Source organism: Rhizobium sp. BK275 (assembly GCF_014193555.1).
Classification (GTDB): Bacteria; Pseudomonadota; Alphaproteobacteria; order Rhizobiales; family Rhizobiaceae; genus Rhizobium.
Map to the genome: position 1 here is coordinate 710,522 of NZ_JACHZL010000003.1, position 9,193 is coordinate 719,714.

Genomic DNA, 9,193 nt, shown 5'->3' on the forward strand with positions numbered 1-9,193 from the left:
GCGGAAAGGCTCAGGCCTTTACAACTGTCTGGAAGACCTTGCGGACAGCCTTGGACAGCCGCTTCACCTCACCCTCTAAAGTCTTGATGTCAGGCCAGTCTCCGGCCCGGCAGACGAGCTCGGTCAGGCCCGCAGGCGCCTCCTTCGGATCGAACATTCCATCGATGCAGAGGCGGATGAGCTGTGAAAGCTCGGTATAGAGGGTAAAAGCTTCAAGGCAGGTATCGAGGTCTGCCGAACCCATCAGCTTCTCGCCCAGCACCTTCAGTGCCGCGCCCGTTGTCAGGCCGTTGATCCTGATCTCGACACCTTTGGCCGGCGCGATCAGGGCGAGATATTGGGCGATGAATTCAACATCGATCACGCCGCCCGGAATGAGCTTCAGATCCCAGCCATTCTCCGGTGCCTTTTCCTTTTCGATCAGCTCGCGCATCTCAGCCACGTCATGGGTCACCTTGGCGACATCGCGCTTCACCGAAAGCACATCTGCAATGATGCCTTCCGCCTCGCCGACCAGGCTCTGGTCGCCGCAGATCAGCCGGGCGCGGGAGAGCGCCATATGCTCCCAGGTCCAGGCCTCTTCGCGCTGGTATTTGCCGAAGGCATTGATGCGGGTGGCGACCGGTCCCTTGTTGCCGGAGGGGCGAAGGCGCATGTCGACGTCATAGAGCACGCCTTCGGCCGTCGGGGCCGAGAAGGCGGCGATCAGGCGCTGGGTAATGCGGGTGAAGTATCGTGTCGCATCGAGCGGCTTCGGCCCGTCGGATTCGGAGGCCGCATCGTCGTAATCGTAGAGCAGGATGAGGTCGATATCGGAACCCGCCGTCAGTTCGAAGCTGCCGAGCTTGCCCATTCCGGCGATGGCGATACGCCCGCCGGGATAATCGCCGTGCGCGACGCGGATCTCCTTCATGACAGCATCAAGTGCCGCCTCGATAATGAGGTCCGCGAGATGGGTAAAGGCGCGCGCGGCCATGTCACCGTTGATCGAGCCGGTCAGCAGGCGGATGCCGATCAAAAAGCGCTGTTCGGAGGCGAAGATGCGCAGCCGGTCCAGCACTTCTTCATAGTGTCGGGCCTGCGCCAGCGAGCCCTTCAGCCGCTCGCCGAGATAGTCGCGCGTCGGCAGCTCGGCCATCAGGCCGGGATCGAGCATGCCGTCGAAGACATGCGGGCGGGCGGCGATGACTTCCGCGAGCTTCGGCGCCGAGGACATGATGTTGACGATCAGGGAAAGCAGCGCCGGATTGCTGCCGAGCAACGAGAAGAGCTGGATGCCTGACGGCAGGCCGGAAATGAAGCTGTCGAAGCGCAGCAGCGCCTCGTCCGCCCGTTTACTTTCGCCGAAGACGCGCAGAAGCTCGGGCGCCAGTTCCGTCAGACGTTCGCGCGCCTCGACCGATTGCGTGGCGCGGTAGCGGCCGTAGTGCCAGGTGCGGATGACGCGTGAAATATCCGATGGCCGTTCGAAGCCAAGCTTCTTCAGCGTCTCCAGCGTATCGGGATCGTCGCCCTGACCGGTGAAGACGAGATTGCCGGTTCCAACGGAGAGCTTCGTTTCCTGCTCGAAAAGGTCGGCGTAGCGCCGCTCGACCGTCTTCAGCACCTCGACCAGCCGCTCGGAAAAGCTCGGCGTATCGGTAAAGCCCATCATGAAGGCGATGCGCTTCAGCTCTGCATCGGTTTCCGGCAGGAGATGGGTCTGCTCGTCGCGCACCATCTGGATGCGGTGCTCGACATCCCTAAGGAACCAGTAGGCCTCCGTCAGCTCGTCGCGGGTTTCCGCATCGATCCACTTTGCCTTGGTGAGCTCCGCCAGCGTCTCCTCGGTGACGCGCGAGCGCAGTGCCGGCATCCGGCCGCCGGCGATCAGCTGCTGGGTCTGCACGAAGAATTCGATCTCGCGGATGCCGCCGCGGCCGAGCTTGACGTTATGGCCCTTCACGGCAATGGCGCCATGCCCCTTATGGGCGTGGATCTGCCGCTTGATGGAGTGGATGTCTGATATCGCCGCATAATCGAGATATTTGCGGAAGACGAAGGGAGCAAGGCCGCGCAGGAACTGCTCGCCAGCGGCAATATCGCCGGCGACGGCACGGGCCTTGATGAAGGCGGCTCGCTCCCAGTTCTGCCCCCTGCCCTCGTAATAGATCATGGCGGCATCGACTGACATTGCCAGCGGTGTCGAGCCGGGGTCCGGCCGCAGCCTGAGATCGGTGCGGAAGACATAACCGTCCGCCGTGCGCTCCTGCAGGATGCGCACCAGCCGCCGCATCATACGCGGGAAAATCTCGATCGCATCGTCCGGATCAGGCACGATGCCGGCCTCTTCGTCGAAGAAGACGACGAGATCGATATCGGAGGAATAGTTGAGCTCGGAAGCGCCGAGCTTGCCCATGCCGAGAACGATGAGGCCGGAACCTTCGCTCGGTGCAGCAATATTCTTCAGTTTCAGCTTGCCGCTTTCATGCGTCGACAGCAGCAGGTGATTGATGGCGGCCGTCACCGAGGCCTCGGCGAGTTCGCTGAGCCAGCCGGTCGTCGCCCGGCCGTCGAAGATGCGGGCGAGATCGGCAAGGGCGACGAGGAAGGCCACTCTGCGCTTGACGATGCGAAGCCTGGTCATCACTTGGCCTTCGCCCGGCGCGTTTCCGTCACTGTTCGGCTTCCAGCAATCGCGCGCCTCTGATATCAGCGCCTCGATCTGCGGTTCCAGCGGATCGCTGATGGCGGAGGCAAGGATGGCCGGATCGAGATTGGCGATCTCACGCAGGTAGGGAGAGAGGGTCAGAACGGCGGCGATGAAATCGCGGAGCGGCCCCTCGGCCTTCAGCATATCGGCGACAGCAGGCTCGCTCTTGCCGATATCCTGCAGGTCAACCAACGCCGCTTTCAGTTCCGTCTGGTTCAACGGCCGCAGAAGTCCCTCAGTGACATCCTTCAGGCCGTGCTTCGATTTCGTCAGCATTCGCTCTCCCTGCCATGCCGCAATGCGACTTTAAACTAGGGTGTCGAAACGAAAGCGCCAATATGAAAATGATCCGGAAAATCAGACTGCCTTAGCAGGGAAAACCATGCTGACAGTGAGGCCGGGGCGCTCGGCATTGTTGGGTTCGGTATCGGACAGTTCCAGTGTACCGCCATGCAGCTCCATGATCGCCTCGACCAGCGAGAGGCCAAGGCCGGTGCCAGGCTTCGAGCGGCTTTCATCCAGGCGCACGAAGCGCTTCAGCACGTCCTCGCGCCGATCAGGCGGGACGCCCGGCCCGTGGTCGGCAACGGACAGGCAGATGCCGTCGGGGCGGCGGTGGAGCTTCACCGAGACGGCGCCTGCGCCTTGGGTATCGGCGGAATATTTGATCGCATTGTCGAGCAGATTGAAGATCGCCTGGCCGATCAGTTCGCGGTTGCCCTGTATCTCGATGCCAGGCTCGATCTCGGACGTCAGCGCCATGCCTGCCTCATCGGCCACCGGCTCGTAGAGTTCGGCGCTGTCGGCGACGATGGCGGAAAGCTCGATCGGCGACATTTCGGCGGCGACGGAACCCGCCTCGACGCGAGAGATCATCAGCAGCGCGTTGAAGGTGCGGATGAGCTGGTCGGATTCGGAGATGATGCCTTCGAGAGCGCCGCGGCGCAGCTCGCGGTCCTCCATGTCGAGCGCATCGGCGGCCTTGTTGCGCAGGCGCGTCAGCGGCGTCTTCAGGTCATGGGCGATATTGTCGGAGACCTGCCGCAGCCCTTCGTTCAGCTTTTCGATGCGTTCCAGCATGGTGTTCAGCGAGACGGAAAGACGATCGAACTCGTCACCCGAGCCGCCGACCGGCAGGCGCTGCGAGAGATCGCCGGCCATGATCTTCTTGCCGGCGTCCGACATGCGGTCGATGCGTTTCAGCGCATTGCGGCCGATGCCGAACCAGATGATGATGGCGCCGAGACCCATGATAGCGAGCGCGATCATCAGGGCCTGGCGCACCAGCACGCGAAAACGTTCCGGCTCGCCAAGGTCGCGGCCGATCAGTACGCGCAGGCCGTTGTCGAGAACGAAGATGTTGGCAATCGCCATATGCCGCACCAGACCGCTATCGGTATAGCGCTGATACATGAAGGGTACCGAGGTCCAGCCCTGCTCCTCGAAAACGCCTGGCTGCACGGAAGCGACGTTGCCGGCAAGGATATCGCCCGAGGGACCGGCGATGAGATAGAGATTGGCGCCCGGCTGACGGGCGCGGCGCTCCATCGTGCGCAGGAGCAGGTTCATGCCGCCGGCATCATAGGCGCGCTGGACCTGCGTCACCTCCTGGGCGACCGAATCGCGGATCTGGCCGGACAGCAGCCGCTCGGACATCGCCGTCACATAGAAGACGAGCGTTGCGGCGCAGATGGCAAAGAGCAGGATATAAAGGGCCGAAAGGCGGACTGCTGTGGATTTGAAAAGAACCCAGAAGCGGCTCATCCCTCGTCCTTGATCATGTAACCCGCGCCGCGGATCGTCTTCAGCAGCGGCTGGCTGAAGTCCTTCTCGATCTTGGAGCGCAGGCGCGAGACATGCACGTCGATGACATTGGTCTGCGGATCGAAGTGGTAATCCCAGACATTTTCCAAGAGCATGGTGCGGGTCACGACCTGGCCGGCATTCTTCATCAAATATTCCAGCAGGCGGAATTCGCGCGGCTGCAGCGGGATCTCCTTGCCGCCGCGGCGGACCTCATGCGAGAGGCGGTCGAGTTCGAGATCGCCGACGCGGTAGACGACATCCTGATCCGGCGTGCCCTTGCGGCGGCCGAGCACTTCGACGCGCGCGAGCAGCTCGCTGAACGCGTAAGGCTTCGGCAGGTAGTCGTCGCCGCCGGCGCGCAGACCCGTCACGCGGTCGTCGACCTGACCGAGAGCGGAGAGAATGAGAACGGGCGTGTGGATGCCCTTGCGGCGCAGCTCGCTGATGACGGAGAGACCATCGCGGCGCGGCAGCATGCGGTCGATGACGATGACGTCGTAGGTATTTTCCGACCCCATGAAGAGACCGCTTTCGCCGTCGCTTGCATGGTCGGCAACGATGCCCGCCTCACGAAAGGCTTTCGTGAGATAAACCGCCGCTTCGAGATCGTCTTCGATGATGAGAATCTTCATGCGGCCGACATTACCCGCCGGTTGCTTTTCGGCAAGGCTCAAAGCGTCTTCCTGTTGTGCGGAGGTCATTGCGGGCGTCCTTCATAATTGAAGAATTCAGCGGACTTGAAGAATTTGACAAAGTTGGAAAATTTGGAGCCGCGCAGCATGTGTACCTGCGCGGCTCCTGCCTTCTGAGGCCAGAAGATCAGCCCTGGCCGTTGATCGGGAGGGCGACGAAGCGGCTGCCGTCCTTCGACTGGATCTGGAACAGCGCGCGGGTGCGGCCGTCTTTCTTGGCCTGGTTGATGACGCGGACGACATCGTCAGCGCTGGAGACTTCCTGGTTGTTGACCGAGGTGATCGTCTCGCCCTCCTTGATGCCCTTGTCGGCAGCATCGGAGTTCGGGTCGATGCCGGTGATGGCAAGACCCTTGCCGTCATCGGAGGGGCCGACCGTCAAGCCGAGATCAGCAAGCGCCTTTTCGGATGCCGGCGGCTGAGCCTGTCCCTGCTGGTCATTGTCGTCGCCTGCGGAAGCCTGCTGATCAGCCGGCAGCGTGCCGAGCTCGACGGTGACGGACTGGGCCTTGCCGGAACGCCATACCGAAAGCTCGACCTTGCTGCCCGGTGTCATCGCGCCGATGCGGCGGCTGAGATCGCGGGCATCCTTGACCGGCTCACCGTTGACGGCGGTCACGACGTCGCCGGTCTTCATGCCGGCCTTCTGGCCCGGCGTGCCGTCCTGCGCGGAAACGACCAGAGCGCCACTTGCTTCGGAGAGGCCGAGGGAGTCGGCAATGTCCTTGGTGACCGGCTGGATCTGCACGCCGAGGTAACCGCGCGAAACCGTACCGTCCTTCATCAGATCGGCAACGACATCCTTGGCGGTGGAAGCCGGGATTGCAAAGGCGATACCGACGCTGCCGCCCGACGGCGAGAAGATCGCGGTATTGATGCCGACGACCTCACCGTTGAGGTTGAAGGTCGGACCACCGGAGTTGCCGCGGTTCACGGCGGCGTCGACCTGCAGGTAATCGTCATAGGGGCCGGAGCCGATATCGCGGCCGCGGGCCGAAATGATGCCGGCCGTGACCGTGCCGCCGAGGCCGAAGGGATTGCCGACGGCGACGACCCAGTCACCGACGCGGACCTTGTTGTCATCGGCCCAATTGACATAGGTGAACTTGCGGCCCTTGCCATCGACCTTCAGCACGGCGAGGTCGGTGCGCGGGTCCTTGCCGATCAGCTTGGCGTCGAGCTCGGTACCGTCATTCATGACGGCAACGAAGGCCGAGCCGTCGGACACGACGTGGTTGTTGGTGACGATGTAGCCGTCTTCGGTGATGAAGAAGCCCGACCCTTGAGCGACCGGGCGCAGGCGACCCTCGCCCGGATGGCCGAAGCGGCGCTGCTGATTCTGGCCCTGACGGTTCTGCTGCTCGCCGAACTGGCGGAAGAACGGCTTCAGAGCGTCCGGCAGATCGTCAAAGCCGCGGCCGTTGAAATCGAAGGAGAAACCGTTGCCGTCATCGGAAGCGGGCTTCACGCGGCTTTCGACGCGAACGGAAACGACGGCAGGGGAAACGGCGTCAACGACATTGGCGAAGCTCGGAACCGAGGGAGACTGGACATTGACAGCCTCGGCGTAAGAACGGGAGATCTCGACAGGGATACCGGTTGCGAGCACGGCGGCTGCCAGACCGGCAACGGTGGATGCCTGAAGCACCGTTTTGAGGGACGGACGTCCGCGGAAATTTTTGAGCATTAGAGCACCTTCTCTTTTTGTTCAGATCTCGTTCCGGGCGATGCCGGATCCGTTGATGATCGAGATATAGGACGCCAGACCTTACTGCGAACTGTCCGGCCCATGAAAAATTCGTAATGTACTGACATTCTTTTGGTTGCATGCGAGGGGCGATGCCAATTCGCCGATCCATATTTAACCGATTGGTTGACAAGCGCGTGGGCACCCTGTATTTAACCAAAAAGTTACATACGAGGACATCATGCAGACCGACACCCTGAGCGCCGCTTTTGCAGCCCTTGCAGACCCCACACGCCGGGCAATCATCGCGCGGCTGGCCGAAGGCGAGGCTTCGGTCAACGAGCTCGCCGCCCCCTTCGACATGAGCCTTCCGGCCGTCTCGAAACATCTCAAAGTGCTGGAAAAGGCTGGCCTCATCAGCCGTGGCAAGGAAGCCCAGTGGCGACCGGCCAGGCTTGAACCGCAGACGATGAAAAGCATCGCCGACTGGCTGGAGCAATACCGGCGCTTCTGGGAATCGAGCTTCGACCGGTTGGACGGCTACCTTCAGAAGATCCAAAGCGCGGATGACCGCGGCTCGCGCAACTAGAGTATCGGACCGAAAAGTGTGAAGCGGTTTTCGGAGAATCCGATGCTTAAAAAGATCGACGCGCATCTTCAATCAAACAGGGAAATCATCATGGCCGATCAGCTATCGCGCCCCACATTGCATATGCAGCGGATATTCGATGCGCCGCGTGCGCTCCTATGGTCCGCCTGGACCCGGCCGGAAATGGTCGTCGCCTGGCTCGGCCCTGTCGAGTGGCCGGCGGTCAGCGTCGTGCAGGATCTGCGCATCGGCGGCACATACAGGGCCTGCCTGAAGAATACGAAGGACGGCCGCCTGTTGTGGCAGAGCGGCGTCTACAGAGAAATAGAAGAGCCCTCGCGCCTCGCCTTCACCTTCCAGTGGGAGAGCTCGCATGAGGACGGCGAACCGGTCGTGACACTCGTGACCGTCCTCTTCGAGGAACTGGCCGATGGCCGCACGCGGATGGATTTTACCCATGCAGACCTGAAGTCCGAAGAGAGCCTTGCCGGACACAGATATGGCTGGGAGAGCACTTTCGGCAGGCTGGAAAGCTGGATTGCAATGCAAGGACATCAAAGGGAGTGAGGATCATGAAACTCGTCACGAATCTCGTGTTCAAAGGCGAATGCCGTCAGGCCTTCGAATTCTATGCCAAAGTGCTCGGCGGCAAGCTGACCGGCATGCACACTTTCGGAGAAGCACCCGGCGACATGCCGATCGATCCGTCCTTCAAGGACAAGATCATGCATGCCTGGCTCGATGTCGGCGACCAGTCCCTGATGGGCTGTGACGCCCCTCCCGGGTATCAGGAGGATATGGGCGGCTTCAGCGCCACCTATCACAGCGAGGACGCTGCGGAAACGAAGCGGGTCTTCGAGGCGCTGTCGGAAGGCGGCAAGGTGACCATGCCCTATAACGCCACCTTCTGGTCGCCGGGCTTCGGCATGTTCACCGACCGCTTCGGCACGCCCTGGATGGTCAACACGATCCCGGCGGGTCAGCCATGAACGAAAAGGCCATGCTCTGGACCGGTCGCGTGCTCACCGGGCTCTTCGCGCTCTTCATGCTCGGCGCATCGATCGCGCCAAAACTTCTCGGCATGCCGGTCGCCGAGGAAATCATGACGCAGCTTGGATGGCCGAACGGCTATGTGCTGATGATCGGCCTCATCGAGCTCACCTGCCTCGTGCTCTACCTCATCCCGCAGACGAGCGTTTTCGGTGCCGTGCTGATGATGGGGCTGCTCGGTGGGGCCATGGCGACACAGATCCGGGCCGGAAGCCCGCTCTTTAGCCATATATTGTTCAGCATCTATCTGGGGCTGTTCATGTGGGGTGGATTGTGGCTGCGCGATCCGGCCGTGCGGGCGCTTTTTCCCTATCGAAAGGCGTGAGGATCGACCATTCCGCTGCTCAGCCGGCGGAATGGTTTTATTTTTTCAGCAATTCTTCGAGCTTGGCCTGTTCTTCGGCGGTGAGCTTGCTGCCGGTCGGCTTGCCGGCTCTTCTGCGGGCAAAGACGACGAGCGAAACCCCGCCGGTGAGGATCAGCAGCACGGGAGCACCCCAGAGCAGCAGTGTGTGCAGGCTGAAGCGCGGCTTCAGCAGCACGAACTCGCCATAGCGCGAGACGATATAGTTCAGCACCTGCTCGTCGCTGTCGCCATCGGTGATGCGCTCGCGCACGAGCAGGCGCAGGTCCTTGGCGAGATCGGCATTGGAATCGTCGATCGACTGGTTCTGACA

9 protein-coding genes are annotated in these 9,193 nt (G+C 61.8%); 4 read left to right on the top strand and 5 right to left on the bottom strand.

The annotated features are described in order from the left end of the window. Positions 1–10: 10 nt before the first annotated feature. The 4 genes from FHT82_RS13410 to FHT82_RS13425 all read right to left on the bottom strand — a co-directional run bounded on the left by FHT82_RS13410 (position 11) and on the right by FHT82_RS13425 (position 6,877). Positions 11–2,968, bottom strand: coding sequence for a bifunctional [glutamine synthetase] adenylyltransferase/[glutamine synthetase]-adenylyl-L-tyrosine phosphorylase (locus FHT82_RS13410; protein ID WP_183730958.1), 2,958 nt, complete (start codon positions 2,966–2,968; stop codon positions 11–13). Between the two features lie 81 nt (positions 2,969–3,049). Next, on the bottom strand, positions 3,050–4,456 hold the full coding sequence (locus tag FHT82_RS13415) for a HAMP domain-containing sensor histidine kinase (protein WP_183730960.1): 1,407 nt from the start codon (positions 4,454–4,456) through the stop codon (positions 3,050–3,052). Next, positions 4,453–5,199, bottom strand: coding sequence for a response regulator transcription factor (locus FHT82_RS13420; protein ID WP_007825278.1), 747 nt, complete (start codon positions 5,197–5,199; stop codon positions 4,453–4,455). The genes FHT82_RS13415 and FHT82_RS13420 overlap by 4 nt, the downstream gene beginning before the upstream one ends. 118 nt (positions 5,200–5,317) lie before the next feature. Further along, a complete protein-coding gene (locus FHT82_RS13425) occupies positions 5,318–6,877 on the bottom strand; it encodes a Do family serine endopeptidase (RefSeq protein WP_183730962.1) in 1,560 nt (519 codons plus the stop codon). A 241-nt stretch (positions 6,878–7,118) separates the two neighbouring features. Between FHT82_RS13425 and FHT82_RS13430 the strand changes: the two genes are divergently transcribed. The 4 genes from FHT82_RS13430 (at position 7,119) to FHT82_RS13445 (ending at position 8,841) form a co-directional block, all read left to right on the top strand. Then, complete coding sequence (locus tag FHT82_RS13430) at positions 7,119–7,466, top strand: metalloregulator ArsR/SmtB family transcription factor (RefSeq protein ID WP_183730965.1); 348 nt, start codon at positions 7,119–7,121, stop codon at positions 7,464–7,466. A gap of 90 nt (positions 7,467–7,556) precedes the next feature. Continuing rightward, positions 7,557–8,033 carry an SRPBCC domain-containing protein gene (locus FHT82_RS13435; protein ID WP_183730968.1) on the top strand — a complete coding sequence of 159 codons (477 nt, stop codon included), beginning with the start codon at positions 7,557–7,559 and terminating at the stop codon, positions 8,031–8,033. Between the two features lie 5 nt (positions 8,034–8,038). Beyond that, positions 8,039–8,455 carry a VOC family protein gene (locus tag FHT82_RS13440; RefSeq protein ID WP_183730971.1) on the top strand — a complete coding sequence of 139 codons (417 nt, stop codon included), beginning with the start codon at positions 8,039–8,041 and terminating at the stop codon, positions 8,453–8,455. Continuing rightward, complete coding sequence (locus FHT82_RS13445; protein WP_183730974.1) at positions 8,452–8,841, top strand: DoxX family protein; 390 nt, start codon at positions 8,452–8,454, stop codon at positions 8,839–8,841. Before FHT82_RS13440 ends, FHT82_RS13445 begins: the two co-directional genes overlap by 4 nt. 37 nt (positions 8,842–8,878) lie before the next feature. Here the strand turns inward: FHT82_RS13445 and FHT82_RS13450 are convergent. Next, positions 8,879–9,193 (bottom strand): cytochrome c-type biogenesis protein (locus tag FHT82_RS13450; protein ID WP_183730977.1); only part of this gene is annotated, 315 nt, incomplete at its 5' end.